The 19,109-nt window shown below is 36.0% G+C and carries 15 protein-coding genes; 5 read left to right on the top strand and 10 right to left on the bottom strand.

Going from position 1 to position 19,109, the window contains the following annotated elements:
* The first annotated feature begins 83 nt into the window (after positions 1 to 83).
* The gene (locus B8977_RS12055; RefSeq protein ID WP_084017977.1) at positions 84 to 1,577 is read left to right on the top strand and encodes a DUF6770 family protein; all 1,494 of its coding nucleotides are present in this window, start codon (positions 84 to 86) and stop codon (positions 1,575 to 1,577) included.
* Here B8977_RS12055 and B8977_RS12050 read toward each other — a convergent pair.
* From B8977_RS12050 to B8977_RS12010, 9 genes are all read right to left on the bottom strand, one after another.
* A complete protein-coding gene (locus B8977_RS12050; protein WP_084017976.1) occupies positions 1,567 to 2,883 on the bottom strand; it encodes a M48 family metalloprotease in 1,317 nt (438 codons plus the stop codon). The two genes, B8977_RS12055 and B8977_RS12050, sit on opposite strands and share 11 nt — an antisense overlap.
* Positions 2,884 to 2,904: 21 nt before the next feature.
* On the bottom strand, positions 2,905 to 3,522 hold the full coding sequence (locus B8977_RS12045) for a lipoprotein signal peptidase (RefSeq protein ID WP_084017975.1): 618 nt from the start codon (positions 3,520 to 3,522) through the stop codon (positions 2,905 to 2,907).
* Between the two features lie 9 nt (positions 3,523 to 3,531).
* Positions 3,532 to 3,915 (bottom strand): TraR/DksA family transcriptional regulator, encoded by a 384-nt coding sequence (locus B8977_RS12040; protein WP_084017974.1) that lies wholly within the window; start codon positions 3,913 to 3,915, stop codon positions 3,532 to 3,534.
* A gap of 6 nt (positions 3,916 to 3,921) precedes the next feature.
* Complete coding sequence (ileS, locus tag B8977_RS12035) at positions 3,922 to 7,329, bottom strand: isoleucine--tRNA ligase (protein ID WP_084017973.1); 3,408 nt, start codon at positions 7,327 to 7,329, stop codon at positions 3,922 to 3,924.
* Positions 7,330 to 7,469: 140 nt separating this feature from the next.
* Positions 7,470 to 7,973, bottom strand: coding sequence for a hypothetical protein (locus tag B8977_RS12030; RefSeq protein WP_143736496.1), 504 nt, complete (start codon positions 7,971 to 7,973; stop codon positions 7,470 to 7,472).
* Between the two features lie 260 nt (positions 7,974 to 8,233).
* Positions 8,234 to 8,986, bottom strand: coding sequence for a hypothetical protein (locus B8977_RS12025; RefSeq protein ID WP_084017971.1), 753 nt, complete (start codon positions 8,984 to 8,986; stop codon positions 8,234 to 8,236).
* Positions 8,976 to 9,713 (bottom strand): hypothetical protein, encoded by a 738-nt coding sequence (locus B8977_RS12020; RefSeq protein WP_084017970.1) that lies wholly within the window; start codon positions 9,711 to 9,713, stop codon positions 8,976 to 8,978. The genes B8977_RS12025 and B8977_RS12020 overlap by 11 nt, the downstream gene beginning before the upstream one ends.
* 153 nt (positions 9,714 to 9,866) lie before the next feature.
* Positions 9,867 to 10,907, bottom strand: coding sequence for an RluA family pseudouridine synthase (locus tag B8977_RS12015; protein WP_084017969.1), 1,041 nt, complete (start codon positions 10,905 to 10,907; stop codon positions 9,867 to 9,869).
* 6 nt (positions 10,908 to 10,913) lie between these two features.
* Positions 10,914 to 11,873: a PASTA domain-containing protein gene (locus B8977_RS12010; RefSeq protein ID WP_084017968.1), complete on the bottom strand. Its 960-nt coding sequence runs from the start codon at positions 11,871 to 11,873 to the stop codon at positions 10,914 to 10,916.
* A 305-nt stretch (positions 11,874 to 12,178) separates the two neighbouring features.
* Here B8977_RS12010 and B8977_RS12005 point away from each other — a divergent pair, with 305 nt between their 5' ends.
* Entirely contained in the window at positions 12,179 to 13,168 is a 990-nt protein-coding gene (locus B8977_RS12005; protein ID WP_084017967.1) for a D-alanine--D-alanine ligase, read from the top strand.
* Positions 13,156 to 13,620 (top strand): pantetheine-phosphate adenylyltransferase, encoded by a 465-nt coding sequence (coaD, locus tag B8977_RS12000; protein ID WP_084017966.1) that lies wholly within the window; start codon positions 13,156 to 13,158, stop codon positions 13,618 to 13,620. The genes B8977_RS12005 and coaD overlap by 13 nt, the downstream gene beginning before the upstream one ends.
* 6 nt (positions 13,621 to 13,626) lie before the next feature.
* Here coaD and B8977_RS11995 read toward each other — a convergent pair whose 3' ends face one another.
* Positions 13,627 to 14,223 (bottom strand): ribonuclease HII, encoded by a 597-nt coding sequence (locus tag B8977_RS11995; RefSeq protein WP_084017965.1) that lies wholly within the window; start codon positions 14,221 to 14,223, stop codon positions 13,627 to 13,629.
* Between the two features lie 91 nt (positions 14,224 to 14,314).
* Here B8977_RS11995 and B8977_RS11990 point away from each other — a divergent pair, with 91 nt between their 5' ends.
* Both B8977_RS11990 and B8977_RS11985 read left to right on the top strand, forming a co-directional pair.
* Complete coding sequence (locus tag B8977_RS11990; protein WP_084017964.1) at positions 14,315 to 17,566, top strand: SusC/RagA family TonB-linked outer membrane protein; 3,252 nt, start codon at positions 14,315 to 14,317, stop codon at positions 17,564 to 17,566.
* Positions 17,567 to 17,576: 10 nt separating this feature from the next.
* The gene (locus B8977_RS11985) at positions 17,577 to 19,040 is read left to right on the top strand and encodes a SusD/RagB family nutrient-binding outer membrane lipoprotein (protein ID WP_084017963.1); all 1,464 of its coding nucleotides are present in this window, start codon (positions 17,577 to 17,579) and stop codon (positions 19,038 to 19,040) included.
* The last annotated feature ends 69 nt before the right edge of the window (positions 19,041 to 19,109 follow it).

Raw genomic sequence — 19,109 nt, 5'->3', positions numbered from 1 at the left:
TTGCGCAAAGATAATTGTATAATTTAGTTCTTACAAAATCTCATAATTGTTATATTTGGAGCCTTTAAAACTTAATTTATTTTATGAGAAGTCTTTCTATCATTGCTTCGTTTTTATTTTTTATAAATTACTTAACTGCTCAGATTCAGGACCTTGAAAATATTGCTGAAGGCGATATTGTATACAGCAGCATACTTTCTAACAGTAATGGAGACTTGTACGGATACATTTATTTTTTTGATCAAGGGAAAATTGATACGGAAAATACGCAATTCGAATATGTTTTGCTTGACAAAAACCTCAACAAAGCTGCCAATGGAACTTATACCGAAAAACATTATGACGGAATAAAAAATTTGTTTTTTGACTGTACTTATATGGGTGATGGGATTTTGGTTTCCAAATTTCTGAAACGCAAAACCGAAACATTGTTGACTTACAATAGAATTATCTCCTTGAAAGATAAATCTGTTTCCAAAGAGTTTATGTACGAAAATGACAGCTTCAAAGAATTGAGCATCAAAAATGTAGATGAACTCAAAGAAAATTACAAAGGCGCAGAGTCATTTTCACTCGCTTATGCTATTAATTATCAAAATCTGAATGGATTTTTTGTAACCGAAAACAACAAAAAAGGGAAAAATTATCTGGAAAAAGATTTAAAAGTTTATGGTGCTGACCAGAATTTGAAATGGACTTATTCATACAATGTGGATGGCGTAAAAAAAGACTGGAAAAGCTTCAATGTAATCAACATCAATGAAGGTTTAATAATCGGTGGATTGAGTTATTTTTCCAATAGCAAATACATCGATAAATTTAATTTGGTGGGAATTGACGTGACAAATGGCACTCAAATTTTTGAATATCCATTTGAAGATAAAAATTCGGCTTACAGCCACACTGTAAACCTTCGTTATTTCGGAGACAAGATTTACATCGTAGGAAATTACAGTCCTTATTCCAAAGAAGATTTCAATTGGCAGAAAAACTTGGGAGTTTACACCATTACACTCGATAAAACCGGAAAGGAAATTTCAAAAAAATATTATCCTTGGTCTGAAATTGCTTCCAATCTTGAAGCAAACAAATATGGTGTGGTGGAAAAAGGATATTATCTCTCGCCTATGAAAATTTACATTTTGAAAGATGGTTCTTTTTCTTATCTCGCTGAGAAATTCAAAGGTGTAAATTCAAATTATACTTCTACCAAATCTTTGGATTTTGTACTGTTTAATTTTGACAAGGATGGAAAATTCAAGGCGAATTATACCATCCAGAAAGACAAAAGCAAATGGTTTAAAAATGATTATTTGTTTCATCAGTACATAAAAGACGATCAGGGGGTTGTTTTCTTTTTCAGAGACCACAAAAAAGATGACGAGACAAGAGATAAAAATTGGATTTTAGGCATCAACACTATCATCAATGGGGAGTTCAAAGAAGAAACCATACCGATGTCTTCAGAAGATTTTTTCATCCGCCCGATTCCGGCAAAAGAAGGTTACATAATGTTACAAGAATTTAATGAGAAGTCAAACTTAAATCAAATAAGGCTAGAGAAACTTAACTATTGACAGCTTGCGATTGGGAATAAAAATCTGCAATATTTTTGATTTCGTTTAAGTTTAAATTCCACATGAAATTCAAAAACTGCATATAACTTTCTGATTGGTCTTTGGGTGAAACGGTATCTAAATATCGGTTGACTTTGTAAACACGTCTGGCTTCATGGATTTTTTCAAAACTTTTACCCAACCAATATTTGTAAAAACCCTCGTCTTTACCTTGTTGTAAATAATAAAGTGAAAAATAAATGGCCAGGCCATATTGTTTCAAAAAATACAGATTGGGCACTTCTTCCATTTCTGCAATGTATTGCAATTCCAGAAAATTAGAATTGGCGGTAATTGATTCTGAATACGTTTGCAGTTCCGGATTTTTTCTTTCCATAAAATCAATCCTCTCAATCACTTCCGGGTGTGAAGAAATAGAATCCTTATTTATTTTTTCTACGTATTTTTCATAATCATAAGCAGAAAAATCTTCCATTTTCATCCAATCTTCTTTGAATTGTTGAGCAGGAAAATCAAAGTACTTTTTATATGTATTGACTTCGACTCCGGCAGGTTTCAAAGTATCGTAACGTTGCAGCAATTTAAATGCTTCTACGAATTGATATTTGTCGTACTTGGTTTTTGAAAAATACATATATCCCAGAGAGTCGGCTTCAATTTCCTGTTTTCTGCGCAGGCTTCCTTCTTCATACATCATTGACCGCATGAGCTGAAATGCCTCCTCATTTTTTCCTATTTTTTTCTTTTTGATAGAATTAATCTTCCCTTGATTGGTTTCAGAAATATTAGATGAAACATGTCTTTGAACAGATTTCGTAACATGATTAAGTGTTTTGTGGGCAATTTCGTGAGCAACAATTCCTGCTATCTGGTCTTCATTTTCCAAGAATTTAAAAGTTCCCATGTTGATCACTAGTGTACCATCTGCCATGCAATATCCGTTTACCGTTCCATGCTTGGATACCAAAATTTTTAATTCATCAGAAATTTCAGGGTTTTTAGATTTCAATTCATTCAAAATTCCATCGGCCATTTTTTGAAACTGCTCATCAAAAGTAAAATAACCTTGTTCTATTTCCTCTACAAAATCTTCTTGAATTTCAATAAAAATATTGAGCATCTGATTTCTTTGTTTTCCTGTATATTGGTTTTTTAAAATAGAATTAAAATTTTCAAAAACAGGATTGTACTTGTTCACCAATTCTTTTCTCGAATTTTCATCGGCAGTATCAATTGGCGTATAATTTTGTGCAAAAATGGATTGAAACAAAATTAAAAAAAACACAATAGAGAACTTAAATTTCATTTGAAAACTGAAATGGATGAATTAAGCAAAAACTTTCTTTCTGAGCAATAAAATTGTCGCACCGCCAACCGTAATGGAAGCGTCTGCTACGTTGAAAATATAGGAGAAAAACTCAAAATTCTTACCGCCGATTCCAGGAATCCATTCAGGCCAAGTCATTTCAAATAATGGAAAATAAAGCATGTCCACAACTGCTCCTTTTAAAAATCCGGAATAACCTTTGAAGTCTGCTGTGGAAACACCTGTATAACTTTCCCACATCCCATGTTCGGGGTTCCAAACGGGTCCTGTGTCGAAAATCATTCCGTAAAACAATCCATCAATCTGGTTGCCCATTGCCCCTGCAAGCACCAACGCCATTCCAATTTTGAAATAATTATTGTTGTGTTTCGCTACATTTTTCCAGATGTACCAACAAATTCCCACGATCAAAAATAAACGAAGTACTGACAAAACAAGTTTTCCCACAAGTCCCCCAAATTCAGCACCATAAGCCATTCCAGGATTTTCTACGAATTTCAATTGAAACCAATTAAAAACCTCGACAGCTTCTCCGTAATGAAAATTGGTTTTGATATAAAACTTAGAAAGCTGGTCTATAATCAAGACCAGCAAAACAATAATTCCTACTTTCTTCAAAACTTTTTTTTAGCGTTGCATGTTTTTTGCTTCGATACTCAAAGTCGCGTGCGGAACCAATTTCAATCTGTCTTTATTAATCAATTTTCCGGTCACACGACAGATACCGTAAGTTTTGTTTTCGATACGGATCAAAGCGTTTTTCAAATCGCGGATGAACTTTTCCTGACGTGATGCCAACTGTGCATTTTGTTCTTTACTCATAGTTTCAGAACCTTCTTCAAAAGCTTTGAAAGTTGGTGAGGTATCGTCAGTTCCGTTGTCTAAACCGTTCATGAAAGATTCTTTGATCAATTCATAATCGCGCTCAGCTTTTTGTAATTTTTCCTGTATAATCTGACGGAATTCCTCTAATTCAGCATCAGCATATCTTGTTTTTTCGTCTGTGGTCATAGTAGTTTAAATTTTTGAAATCGAAATTTCAGTTATCAAATCGTCTATCTCTATTTTCGTTCCGCCTTCTATTTCAGATTGCAACAGCAATTCTGCAGCCAGCGTTTCCGAGCAAATATAATCTTTATTTTGTATTACCGATGTTTCTATTTTGTCATCATTTTTTAAAATTAAACGGATTTTATCTGTAACTTCTAATCCGTTCTCTTTTCGTAAATTCTGGATTCTATTTACCAATTCCCGTGCCACACCTTCCGAGCGAAGTTCGTCTGTAAGCTGTATATCCAGAGCAACTGTAAGATTTCCATTGGAAGTTACCGTCCAACCAGGAATGTCTTTGGCTGAAATTTCAAAATCTTCCAATTCTAATTCAACAGTTTTATTGTCTAAATTTAATAAAATTTTTCCTTCTGATTCCAATTTCACAATGTCATCATTGATCAATTTCACAGTCGCGGCAGAAATTGCTTTCATGTCCTGACCATGTTTCGGACCCAATGTTTTGAAATTGGGCTTGATACTTTTCACCAATAAATGCGAAGCTTCTTCATTTGTCAACAATTGAATTTCTTTCACATTTACTTCTTGTTTTAATAATTCAGAAACTGATTCCAAGCGTTGTTTCATCGTTTCATCCAAAACAGGAATAATCACTTTTTGCAAAGGCTGACGCACACGCATATCCGAGCCTTTTCTCAAAGATAAAATCATGCTGGTAGCAGCTTGCGCCAATTGTGTTCGAACCTCCAATTCTGAATCAATCAAAGTTTCATCCGCTTTTGGAAAATATGCCAAGTGTACAGATTCAACTTCATTTTTACCCGTTGCTTCATTCAAATCTTTATACAATCTGTCTGAGAAAAATGGCGCGATCGGCGCTGATAAAATTGCAACATTTTCCAAAACAGTATAAAGCGTTTGGTAGGCTGAAATTTTATCTTTTGAATAATCTCCCTTCCAGAAACGTCTTCTGCTTAAGCGTACATGCCAGTTGCTTAAATTGTCGATTACAAATTCCTGAATTGCTCTCGCAGCACGTGTTGGTTCGTAATCTGCATAAAATTCATCTACTTTTTTGATGAGTGAATTTAATTCAGACAAAATCCATCTGTCGAGTTCGCTTCTTTCCTCAACCGGAATTTCAGCCTCTTCATATTTAAATCCATCCACATTTGCATAAAGTGCAAAGAATGAATACGTATTGTAAAGTGTTCCGAAGAATTTTCTACGAACTTCGTCGACACCTGCGATGTCAAATTTCAAATTTTCCCAAGGCTGTGCATTGGCAATCATGTACCAACGTGTCGCATCAGGACCGTAAACTGAAAGCGTTTCAAACGGGTCCACCGCATTCCCTAAACGTTTCGACATTTTCTGTCCGTTTTTGTCCAAAACCAATCCGTTGGAAACTACATTTTTGTAAGCAACACTGTCAAAAACTAAAGTTCCGATAGCGTGCAAAGTATAGAACCAACCGCGTGTCTGATCAACGCCTTCGGCGATAAAATCTGCAGGATATTTTGAACCGGAATCAATCCAGTCTTTGTTTTCAAAAGGATAATGGAACTGCGCATACGGCATCGCTCCCGAATCAAACCATACGTCAATCAAATCGCTTTCGCGTTTCATCGGTTTGCCTGAATTCGAAGTAAAAATAATTTCGTCCACGATGTTTTTGTGTAAATCGATTTTCGCATAATTTTCTTCAGACATATTCCCGATTTCAAATCCTTCGAATGGATTTTGTTTCATCAATCCTGAATTAATGGATTTTTGAATTTCCTTCATCAATTCTTCAACCGAACCGATGATAATTTCTTCCGATTTATCTTCTGTACGCCAGATAGGTAAAGGAATTCCCCAATAACGGGAACGTGATAAATTCCAGTCATTTGCATTTTCCAACCAGTTTCCAAAACGTCCTTCTCCGGTTGCTTTTGGCTTCCAATTGATGGATTTGTTCAATTCAGCCATGCGTTCACGAACGGAAGTTACTTTAATGAACCACGAGTCAAGCGGATAATATAAAATCGGCTTGTCAGTTCTCCAGCAATGCGGATAATTGTGCTTGTATTTTTCTACTTTGAAAGCTTTGTTTTCTTCTTTCAGTTTGATTGAAATTTCAACATCTACTGAACGTTCAGGTGCAGTTCCTTCGTCGTAATATTCATTTTTCACATATTTACCACCGAAACCTTCCGGCAATTGTGCTACGAATTTACCTTGCAAATCCACCAATGGAACAGGATTTCTGTTTTCATCCAAAACGAGCATTGGCGGCACACCGTGTTCTTTCGCTACTTTCGCATCGTCTGCACCAAAAGTCGGAGCGGTGTGTACAATTCCGGTTCCGTCTTCTGTCGTAACGAAATCTCCGTCAATTACACGGAATGCTTTGTCCGCATCCTCAAACGGCAAAACCCAAGGCAATAATTGCTCGTATTTAATTCCAACCAAATCAGAGCCTTTGAAAGTTTCGATGATCTGGTAAGGGAATTTCTTGTCACCTTCTTTGAAGTTTTCAAAATCAGAAGGTTCATTTGATTCAAAATAATTTTTCCCGAAAACAGAATTCAACAATGGTTTCCCCAAAATGACTTTCTGCGGACGGAATGTGTATTGGTTAAATGTCTCCACCAAAACATACTCGATTTTCGAACCTACAGTCAAAGCGGTGTTCGATGGCAAAGTCCAGGGCGTGGTTGTCCAAGCCAAGAAATAAACATCACCCTCAATTCCTTTTAAGAAATCCGAAGAATTTTTATCAGCTTTGAATTGAGCAACAACAGTTGTATCGGTCACATCTCGGTAAGTTCCCGGCTGGTTCAATTCATGGGAAGAAAGACCAGTTCCGGCTTTGGGCGAATATGGCTGGATAGTGTAACCTTTGTAAAGCAAGTCTTTGTTGTAAATCTGTTTCAGCAGCCACCAAACCGACTCCATGTATTTAGGTTCGTAAGTGATGTACGGATCTTTCAAATCGACCCAATAACCCATTTTCTGAGTCAAGTCATTCCAGATATCGGTATAGCGCATTACCGCTTCACGACAAGCTTTGTTATAATCTTCAACAGAAATTTTCTTTCCGATGTCTTCTTTGGTAATTCCGAGTTCCTTTTCAACACCCAATTCGATCGGTAAACCATGCGTATCCCAACCTGCTTTTCGGTGAACCTGCTCTCCTTTCAATGTATGGTAACGGCAAAAAATATCTTTGATTGCACGCGCCATCACGTGGTGAATTCCCGGCAAACCGTTTGCGGAAGGCGGTCCTTCGTAAAAAACATAATTCTGCTGTCCTTCGCGAGAGGAAACACTTTTTTCAAAAACTTGATTTCGGTTCCAATCGGTTAAAACTTCTTCTGCTAATTTTACTAAATCTAACTGTTTGTATTCTTTAAAATTCTTGCTCATAAATCTTTCTTACACCCTTAAAAATTAAAGGTTTGCGAAGATACGAAAAGTTTGAGAATTTATGCAATTGAGAGCATTAGAATGAAGAAGGCTTTAATCATCAATTAATATCATTCACACCTGGTTATATTAACTATAAATTAATAATTTCCTTTTACCTGCAGATAAGCCTTGGACTGAAAGCTATTTAAATTGGGAGTTGTGCTCGGTGCTGTCGAAGAACCTGCAACTACAAAATCTCCAGTAAAAGTTCCTGAGCGACCTCGTTTATTTATAGCCACCTTTACATCATTTGATCCAATGGCGAGATTTTCTACCTGCCCATGTACCTCCCATTTCATTGATTCATTATTGTTGGCAGTTCCTCTCAGGTTGAATACCCTTGCAGCAACAAGATGATCATTCACAAATATTCCTATTCCATAGGAAATATACTCTCCTGTATCGAAATCAATAGAACCCATTTGCACTGTACCTTCGATATCTATATCAATTATATTATTATCAAACTCAATATCAATCGAAGAATTTAAGCCAGGAATCAAATGCCATTTACTTGCATCATAGATATCATCGTAATGATAAAGTCCGAATCCTGTATAGTCGTTCACAGTTAGAGGTGCTGATGATACAATTGTCGGCATTATAAATGAAGATAAATGCCTGTGATTTGTTTTGATTATTTCCCCACTCGAATTAACTGAAATGTAGTTCCCTCTCCCCATTAAAACATTTTCTAATTTTACAGGTGATTGTAGATTATCTCCTACCACTTCAAGTTGTGCATTAGAGATCGTCGAGGCTCCAGACGTTATCTTAACTTGTCCTAAAGTTAAATTGAATAAAAAAATAAATATTAATAATGTATTTAATTTCATGATGTTTCTTTTTTAAGTTGGTTAATCTAAAAATATACACCGTAAACATGAAGTCTCAGGCTTACTATATCATTTTTTAAGTAATTACTTAAAAAGGCTGTGGATGCTTTGCCTATCGATAAAGGTATTGCAGCATTACTAGATTTGGATAAGAATCCAACCTTAATTTCATAATTCCCGTCTGCCAGATCGCCAACTACTCCTTTTAATCCAAAAGGAATAAATGAGCCTGCATATCCATCACCTGCTAAGGAAAAACGCCTGATTTCTTTTAATTGATTATTTACAAATATTCCTATTTCATAATCAAAATATACATTAGTTGCAATCGCTGTATTTGAATCAAACTGAGCCACTCCTGATAAATCTATATTAATCACATTGTTGTCACCTCTTTGATTATCAATCACAATATTGGTTGTCAGATCATTGACTATTGTAAATCCTGTTGTTGGATTATTCAATTCATATAATGTATTGTTAGCTGTATAAGGTAAATTTAATCCTGTCAAAGAAGTTACTGACGCATAAACAATAGGATAATATCTCTTGATAGAACTTACTATATTATCGTCTTCATCGACTAACAACATAATTGGCTGAGAAACACTTTTAGGAGTTAAATTTTGAATTTTAAGCGGAGGAACGGATGAATTCCCTTGTATATCCAACATACTTTCAGGATTTCCCAGGTTAATCCCTACTTGAGCATTTAAATTAATAAAAAAACTTCCTATTAATAATAAACTCGCTATTGATTTAAAAATACTAATTCCCATATCTACCAAAACAGTTTAATACAATTCTACTCATAAAATCATTATTATTAGACACACCTACAGAAGAAGTACCTACCATAATTGATCTTTCATCTTGACTTGATGTGGATGAACCGTTCCTTCTTGAAACATACACTTGAATTGTATGAGTTCCTTTAGAGAGATTTTTCACATGCGAACTTACATTCCATTTATCGACTAAATTGGATTGCCCATTTCCTCTGAATGTCAATATTCTCGCGTCTGTCAAAATGCCATCTATGAATATCCCAACAGTATAATAAATGTTTGTACCTAAATTCACAAAAGCACCAGTAACGCCATATTGACTCAACCCTTCAATTGAAATATTCAAAATATTTGTGTCTTGCAACATCTCGAAGGTTGAAGTCATTCCTGGAATCAAATGCCATTTGTTTACACTTGCAGGTGTTTCTACACCCAAATTATAAGTGACATTGCCGGTATTCATTGCAGTTGTTAGTTCAATACCATTTGTATTAAAAACGGTAGGTATTACAAAAGCAACTCCATCCAGCCTATTCATTTTATACACTTTATCATCTGTATCGTGTATCAAATAAACATCTGTATCACTAAGGGTAGTAGTAATTCCGCGTAACCCTAAAGGGGAATTGACTTGATCTCCAACAATATGCAACGAAGTTTCCGGCTTGAAATTTTCTAATCCTATCCCAACTTGCGGGAAAACGACACTAGAAAACATGAGGGATATTATGGAAATATATCTCATATAAGGTTAAGGTTTGGTTAAGTTGTTGTTTTAATAATAAAAAAATTGTTTTACCAATAATTTTATGAGGAGCAAATCTATAGTTTACACTTGAAATCTCAAAATTTATATTTATAATTTTTTTAATTACATTTCCTTCGCGGAATGCTGAGAGTAATTTCTCCACTTCTCCACCAAATTCACAAAATCTTCGGGCATAGGTGCTTCAAAAAATAATCTTTCTCCGGTCAGAGGATGATCAAACCCTAATGTCTTGGCATGCAATGCCTGACGCGGACATATTTTGAAACAATTCTCAACGAATTGTTTGTATTTGGTAAAAGTAGTCCCTTTCAAAATTTCATTTCCGCCATACCTGTCATCGTTGAAAAGCGGATGACCTATGTATTTGAAATGTGCACGGATTTGGTGCGTACGACCGGTTTCCAATTTGCATTCCACCAAAGTAACGTAAAGAAATTTCTCTAAAGTTTTAAAATGTGTAACAGCATGTTTACCTAAATCTCCTTCCGGAAAAACTGCCATTTGCATGCGATCCTTGAGATGGCGACCGATATGACCTTCAATTGTTCCGTTTTCTTCCTCTAAATTTCCCCAAACCAAAGCATCGTAAAGACGGTCTGTACTTCTGTCTTTGAATTGTTTAGAAAGGCTTTGCATGGCTTGTTCAGATTTTGCAATGACCAAAAGTCCACTGGTATCTTTGTCGATTCTGTGTACCAATCCTGGTCTGTCTAACTCGACTGACATGGAAGGTAAATTATCGAAATGGTATTTCAGTGCGTTAACCAAGGTTCCTTTATAATTTCCATGTCCGGGATGCACCACCATTCCGGGTTCTTTGTTAATAACTGCAACCGATTCATCTTCGTAAACGATATTGATGGGAATATTTTCTGCAAGGATGTCAATCACGCGCGGAGCTTCTTCCAACACAACTTTCACTTCGTCGCCCGGTTTTACTTTGTAATTAGATTTTACAGGAATTCCATTGACCAGAATATGACCGTTGTCTGCTGCTTTTTGAATTTTATTTCGTGTGGCATTTTCCATGAAATTCATGAGAAATTTATCTACACGCAATGGCTCCTGCCCTTTGTGGGCTTGGAAAGAATATTGTTCAAACAATTCCTTTTCAGGCTGTAAGTCTTCAGAATCTGAATGCATAATAATTTATTCGATAGTGATGCCTTCCGGCTGTTTCGCTGGCTGCTTCGAGGGATCTGGAACTGACTGATCCTTTACAGGCGCGGTGTTTTGTTTTGTTCCGGCACGGTTCAGCTCTTCCGCATATTTAGCAGCAGAAATGGAATCGTTTTCGCTGTAATTACGATATTGTCTGTCTAAATCTTTTACGAAAGCTTGCAAATCTGCCGGTTCCAGTTCGGAAGCCCACAAATCTACCGGCAAGCCTTGGTCATAATTATCTCCCTGAATCGGATATTGATAAAAAATCCTCAATTTAGAACTATCAGTAACTGCTCCCTGAACAGAAATCCTACCCACTTCAAAACGATTTGCAAGGATTGAAGATTTTGCCTGATCAAGCATCATTCCCACTAAATTCGGGGTACTCACACCATATTCCAATCCTTTCCCTAAAACTATGTCAACTTTCGCGAAGCGAGGTAATTCTGTATCTTTTGAAATTTGTTTTCCTTGAAATAAGACCCTCAATACTGCATCTTTGGCAATATCTGGCTCATAAATCGTATCACCTACTACCAATCCCGCTAATTTCAATTGGGTAAATGCAAGGCGTTTAGACTTTCCGATGATATCCGGTAATGCAACGGGGCGCCAGGTTTTTGGATTTGATTTTATGAAAATTCTTCTTCCTTCTTTTACTTTAAATCCTGCAGCAGGATAAAAGTCCAGGATTGCGTATGAAGACTTTGTGGAATCATATTTCACACTGTCAATTTCGTAAGTCAATCCTAATTCATCTAGGTTTTTCAGGGCTTCCTGAATTTTCATTTTAGACAAATCAGGAATTGCAATCTCTTGATTGTGATTGGTATAAGCACCCAACCACACTCTGAATGTGAAATGATACAACCCATAAACAAGGGCTGCCATCAACACAAGACTTGCCCAAAACTGCCATTTAGTGAATGCTTTTAAGAATCTCATTTATTTTGATAAATTCTCCACAAATATAAAATGAATTTGTTGAATGTTTAAGGTTTAACGTTTAAAGTTCTATTTTAGTCTCGTTTTGGAATTGAAATTTTTATCTAAACTCAGAAAATTTCAATTAATTCAAATCTGCGTCAGGGATTGCAATGAAAACCCCGCAGTGAGGAGGAACGACGAACGAGGAGTTGTAATGGAAAGCCCGCACGGACGCCCAAATAGAATTATAAATTTTGATAAATGAAATTTATTGTTTTGCTTTTTACAATTAATCTTATCTTTGATTAAATATTTCATCATTTATGCTAAATGTTGCTGTGGTAGCGGGTGGATACTCTGACGAGTATGTGGTTTCTCTGAAAAGTTGTGAGTTGGTTTATGCGAGTTTAAACCCTGAAAAATACAATCGTACGAGAGTCAGAGTTTTGAAAGAAGGCTGGTACGCTGAAATTGACGGAGAGAAATTCCCTATTGATAAAGAAGATTTCAGTTTTACAAAAAACGGAGAAAAAAAATTGTTTGACTGTGTAGTAAACATCATTCACGGAACGCCCGGCGAAGATGGTTATATGCAGGCTTTTTGGCAGTTGATCGGAATACCTTATACCGGTTGTAATTTTTACCAATCGGCTTTGACATTTAATAAAAAAGACTGCATCGCGGTTTTAGAAAAATATGGAATTCCACATGCGAAATCTGTTTACATCCATGAAAATTTCCCTTATAATATAGATGAAATTGCAGAAAAGGTGGGTTTGCCTTGTTTTGTAAAACCGAATCAATCAGGTTCGAGTTTGGGAATTTCCAAGGTGAAATCTAAGGATGAGTTTGATACTGCTTTACAAAAGGCATTTAAAGAAGATAAGGAAGTTTTGATAGAATCCTTTTTAGATGGAACCGAAGTTTCTGTCGGTGTACTTAAATTGAATGGAGAAACCAAAGTTGTCGGTATCACAGAAATTGTGAGCCACAATGAATTTTTCGATTATGAGGCCAAATATCAAGGTGCATCGGAAGAAATCACACCGGCAAGAATTGATGATAAAACAACCCGAAAAGTGGAAGAAATTTCTATTCGTGCTTATGACAGTTTGCAGATGACCGGAATTTCGCGTTCAGAATATATCATCGTCGATGGAATTCCACACTTTCTGGAGATGAATACTTTACCGGGATTTTCTCCTGCGAGCATATTTCCGCAGCAGGCAAGTCACGCCGGAATTGCTTTACAGGATTTATTTGACAGCGAAATTGAATTGGCACTAAACAGAAAAACTTTATGGAACGTATAGCAGTTTTTCCTGGGTCGTTTGACCCGATTACTTTAGGTCATCACGACATCATCCAGCGCGCGGTTCCTTTGTTTGACAAAATCATTGTTGCCATCGGACAAAATGCGCAGAAAAATTACATGTTTTCGCTGGAACAAAGAAAAAGATGGATTGAGGACTCACTTAAAGATTATCCGACCGTTGAAGTTGATACTTATGAAGGTTTGACGGTGGATTATTGTAAAAAAAGAAATGCTCAATTCATCTTGAGAGGATTGAGAAATCCGGCGGATTTTGAATTTGAAAAGGCCATTGCGCATACCAATCATGCCATTACCAAAAAAGACATAGAAACGATTTTCTTGTTAACTTCTTCGGGAAAATCTTACATCAGCTCTAGCATAGTAAGAGATGTCATCAAAAACAAAGGAAATTATGAAATTTTGGTTCCTGAAGTGGTTCGGGTTTTGTAATTAAGACTAAATATCCAAACTCAATTGCGTAGGTAAAAGCCGAAATGACATTCTGTGATGAATGGTGGATCCGAATTCTGAAATGCCTTTCCGGTGTTCAATTGTGGGATAACCTTTATTTTTTTTCCAATTGTATTGTGGAAATTCTAAATGCAAGTTTTCCATGTATTCATCGCGATACGTTTTTGCCAAAATAGATGCCGCAGCAATGTTTAAAAATCTTGCATCTCCTTTAATCATGCATTGGTAAGGGATTTCTTTATAAGGTTTAAATCGGTTGCCATCCACGATAATATTTTCAGGAATTACTTTTAAACCATCCAATGCCAATTGCATCGCGAGGATGCTTGCATTTAAAATATTGATTTCATCGATTTTTTTCGGCTCTACATAAGCCACGGAAAATGTCAAAGCATTTTGTTCGATGAATGATTTTAATTGGTTTCTGTTTTTTTCAGACAATTGCTTTGAATCATTAATCAATTGATTTTCAAAATTATTTCCTAAAATTACTGCAGCAGCAAATACAGGACCTGCCAGACAACCTCTTCCCGCTTCATCACATCCCGCTTCAATCGCATCAATTATAAACTGCTTTTCCATTTTACTATTTTTAATTTAAAATATGATTTTTAACATTCTTTCATTAAATAATTGTTAAATTCGTTCTATAAAACATTAAATTCTTTAACAAATGAGTACAAAGTTAAGAGGTTTACTTGTGTTCTGCGGAATCCTTCTCGGAGGAATTCTCTTTGCACAGGAAAAAACAGTTACAGGTACTGTAACTGATGCTAATGGATTCTCCCTACCCGACGTGAGTGTAAAATCATCGTCAGGAAAAGAGGTATTCACGGACACAGACGGAAACTATTCTATCCAAACAAACGTAGGCGAGGTTCTTACCATCGAATCTATGGGATCGGAGATAGTTACAGTAGTTGTAGGCGCGAGCAATTCGTACAATGCAACATTAAGAGAGTCGGGAACGATTGAATTGGAAGGTGCGGTAGTAACTGCTTTGGGGATTACGAGAGAGAAGAAGTCTCTGGGGTATTCTTCACAACAATTAAATGCAGAACAAGTTAACTCTTCACCTACCAACAACTTTCTTAATAATTTATCTGGTAAAGTTGCAGGTCTAGAAGTTAAGGCGAATTCCAATTTTGGAGGCTCCACGAATATTGTTCTACGTGGAATAAAGAGTATCACAGGAAATAATCAAGCACTAATTGTTGTAGATGGGGTTCCCATAAATAATGCAAATTTAAATAGTGCTGATGCAGCCAACGGAAGAGTTGGTATCGACTTTGGTAACTCAGCATCGGACATAGACCCTAACAACATAGAGTCAGTCAATGTATTAAAAGGAGCTGCTGCCACAGCTCTCTATGGTAGCCAGGCAGCTAATGGAGCTATAATGATTACTACGAAAAAAGGTAAACGAAACCAAGCTTTGGGTATTTCATTAAACTCAACCGTATCAGTTGGAATGATTGACAAAGAGACTTTTCCCAAATACCAAAAACAATATGGGGCGGGTTATGATGGCATCAATAGTTTTGGATCAGGTGATATAAATGGAGATGGTATTGATGACATTCTTGCCCCTTATGGTGCTGACGCCTCTTACGGAGTAGCTTTTGACCCTAACTTAATGGTTTACCAATGGAATGCCTTTGCTGCAGGAAACCCAAATTTTGGGATGGCAACTCCATGGATGCCTGCAAAAAATGGACCTCTAGAATTTTTCAATAATTCCTACTCTTATGTAAATAGTTTAAATTTAAATGGAGGTGATGATGTAAGTAGTTTTAACTTAACTTTCACTAATAATCATGAAACTGGAATCTTACCTAACAGTAAACTTAATAGAAATATTATAAATGGTAACTATTCTAGAGATTTTTCCGATAAACTCAACGTTAGTGCATTTATGACTTTTACAGATCAAAGCACTATGGGTAGAAATAAACTGGGATATAACGACAACGTTATGACAGGATTTAGACAATGGTGGCCAATTAATGTTGACGTCTTGGAATTAAGAAATGAATATTTCAGAGATCGTCAAAATGTTACCTGGAATCCTGTCAACCCTATTGATGGAGATATGCGCCCTGCTTATTGGAATAATCCTTATTGGGATGTGTATGAAAACTATAATACCGACGAGAGAACAAGAGTATTAACCGGTGCAGCACTAAGTTACGATGTCACACCTAATTTAAATGTTTTAGGCCGCGTAACGATTGATTACTCTACAGATAGACAAGAACAACGAAAAGCCGTAGGAAGCCATGCAGAATTATTTGGACTAACCGCTGCAGTTAATGCTACCGAAACCTCTGGATACTGGTTATACACACGTAATTACCTACAACAAACTTATGATTTAATCGCTACCTACAAATGGGATATTAGTGATAAGTTTGGAGCTAACTTCTTAGCCGGTGGTACCTTTACCAAATCCAATTCTGATGAATTTGAAGCTTCAACAGCAGGAGGGCTTGTTATTCCAGGCATGTATACTTTAGCAAATTCAACTGTTATTATTGCACCGGAAGAAGATGAAATTCTTTATGAAAAATCAGGGATTTATGCGCAGGCATCATTTGATTTTGCAAACACATTATTTCTAGAAGGGTCTGTAAGGAGAGACGAATCTACCGCGCTACCAGTAGCAAACAATGATTATGCTTACTTTTCTGTCGGAACGAGTTTTGTATTATCTGAACTCATAAAAGCAGAGTGGTTAAATTTTGCTAAATTAAGAGCAAGCTATGCGGAAGTAGGAAATGACCCTGCTGCTGGAAGATTAGGATTTAAAATAAACAGAGGTCTTCTTGGCACTGATCCTATGGCAGACAATAGTGCCACTTTTGTAGACTTTAATAAATTAAAACCAGAAAAACAAAAAAGTTGGGAAGCAGGTATAGAAATGGCATTTTTGAAACGAAGGGTATCATTTGACGTTTCTGTTTACCAAATGAATACAACAGACCAATTATTTGCCGTACCTCAATCACAATCGACTGGATACAGTTTCTCATACGTAAATGCAGGTGAAACTGAAAACAAAGGTATAGAAGTAACATTGGGATTAATTCCATTTAGAAGTGAAAATTTTGAATGGAATATTAATGTAAACTGGTCTAAAAACCAGAACAAAGTTGTTTCTTTAAATGAAGGCAGAGATAATCTTCAGTTAGCTACTTTTCAACAAACAAGCCTTAATGCTACCGTTGGCGAAGCTTTTGGAACCATTAGAGGTACTGATTTCGCATATGATGAAAATGGAAACAGAATTGTAGGAGAAGATGGTTTCTATTTAATTGAAAGCAATAAAGTACTTGGTGACATCCAAGCAGATTGGGTAGGAGGTATTTACAATAAAATTAGATATAAAAACCTATCGGTAGGATTCTTAATTGACATTAAACAAGGAGGAGATTTATTCTCACTTGATCAAGCGTATGGTCAGTATACGGGATTATATCCAAATACAGTAGGTCTTAACCACCTTGGAAATCCAATTAGAAATCCTTTGGATCAAGGAGGCGGGGTTATATTACCAGGCGTAAAAGAGGTATTTGATAGTGAAGGTAATGTTACTGGATATATACAAAATGATATTTTAACTGATTTTTCCATTGCTGAAAACAGATATATCAATTATCCTCAAAAAGAATTCATTTATGATGCATCTTACGTAAAACTAAGAGAGGCAAGTATTTCTTACACAATTCCTGAGAGACTTTTGCAAAATACTTTTGTAAAAGGGGCTACACTAAGTGCAATAGGTAACAATTTATGGATAATCCATAAAAATGTACCTTTCGCAGACCCTGAAGCCGGTACATCTTCTGGGAATATTCAAGGATACCAAGCAGGTGTAATGCCTACAACTAGAGTTTTCTCATTCAACGTTAAGTTAAATTTTTAATTAATTACAAATGAAAAAAATAATTTTCGCCATAACAGCCTTGTCATTCCTTTTTATGGCAGGATGTGTAAATGATTCCGATGATTTTAATGATAATAGGGATCGCCCATATGATGTTCCTCCGGAAACTTTATTAGCATATGCTCAAAAAAGTCTCGCAGATCAAATGACCACACCAAGTGTCAATTTGAATGTGTTTCGTTTCTTTCAGAAATATTGGGCAACTACGGATTATCCAGGAGATGCCAGATTCAACTTCACAGGAACAAGAAGAGTCCCTGACAATCATTGGTTAAATTTATATACAAACGTTTTGGGTAATTTAGAGACAGCAAAACAAAATGTTGGACTAGAAACAAAACCAAGTACTATTACAGAAGAACAATTTAATAAACAACAAGCAAATAAAATTGCTATTATAGATATTCTTCAGGTATATACTTATCAAATATTGGTAGATTCATTTGGCGATATTCCTTATAGTGAAGCTCTAGATCCTACAAATGTTCTTCCTGCCTATGATAATGATTCAGAAATCTATCCTATGCTTATTGATCGCTTAAATGATGACATAGCTATGCTTGATGTAAATTATGGTTCTTTCACATCTGGGGATAATTTATTGAATGGCGATGTTGGTAAATGGAACATTTTTGCCAATTCTTTAAAACTGAAATTAGGAATTAACTTAGCAGACACCAATTCTTCATTGGCAAAATCAACCGTTGAATCTGCATACGCTGCAGGAGTCATACTCTCAAATTCTAATAATGCTATATTTAAATATCCTTCAGCTGCACCAAATTACAATCAGATTTATGCAAACGTCATAGCAAGTGGAAGAAATGACTATGTTGGAGAAGAAACTCTCATTGACCATTTAAATATGCTGGAAGACCCTAGAATATCCTCATACTTCACAGCAGTAGATGGAGAATATATCGGAGGAGTTTTAGGTACATTAAATACATGGACTGAACTTTCACATGTTGGAGATATGCTAATTGCTCCTGACTTTCATTCTTTCTTGTTTGACGCTTCAGAAGTAAATTTCTATTTAGCGGAGGCTGCTGCAAGAGGATATTCTGTAGGAGGTTCAGAGGAGAATTATTATAATGCTGCAATCACAGCTTCTATGGAACAATGGGGGGTACCTACTGTTAATATTTCTACTTATCTAACGCAACCAAATGTTGCATACTCTACCGCTACAGGAGATTGGAAAGAAAAAATAGGAACGCAAGCATGGATTGCGATGTATAATAGAGGCTTTGAATCATGGAATTTCTTTAGAAGGCTAGACTATCCCTTGCTTACAGCACCTAATGCAGTCCCTGCAGCTCAAGGAAAGATACCTACTAGATTAACTTATCCTATTCCTGAACAAACTGTAAATGGTACTAACTGGACAGCTGCCTCAACAGCGATTGGCGGAGACAATTTAACTACTAAAGTATTCTGGGACGTTAACTAATCCCAGGTTTTAGAATTTAATTAAGCCCCGCAAAATGCGGGGTTTTTTATTTTAACACCTTTTGTAAAG

The organism is Moheibacter sediminis, assembly GCF_900176425.1.
Classification (GTDB): Bacteria; Bacteroidota; Bacteroidia; order Flavobacteriales; family Weeksellaceae; genus Moheibacter; species Moheibacter sediminis.
Note: the sequence above shows the minus strand (reverse complement) of the source record. Positions and strands in the feature narration are given on the sequence as shown.